1 pseudogene is annotated in these 223 nt (G+C 61.9%); it reads left to right on the top strand.

The features are described from left to right. Nucleotides 1-223: pseudogene (locus E4K09_RS30485) on the top strand (RidA family protein); the annotation flags it as partial.

Here is a 223-nt window from a genome sequence, read left to right as displayed (position 1 = left end):
TGTTTCCGGCCAGGTGCCGATGGAAAAGGGCGAGATCGTGCCTGGCGGCATCATTGCCCAGAGCCGCAAAGCCATTGAGAACATGATCGCGATCCTCAAGGAAGCCGGCTAGGAGCTGGAGGATGTTGTGCGCGTCGGCGTCTGGCTTGATGATCCGCGCGACTTCTGGAGCTTCAACAGCGTCTACGCGGAGTACTTCGTGGCCAACCCGCCCGCCCGCGCT

Origin of the sequence: Microvirga pakistanensis, assembly GCF_004458765.1 — a bacterium.
Taxonomy (GTDB): Bacteria; Pseudomonadota; Alphaproteobacteria; order Rhizobiales; family Beijerinckiaceae; genus Microvirga; species Microvirga pakistanensis.
Note: the sequence above shows the minus strand (reverse complement) of the source record. Positions and strands in the feature narration are given on the sequence as shown.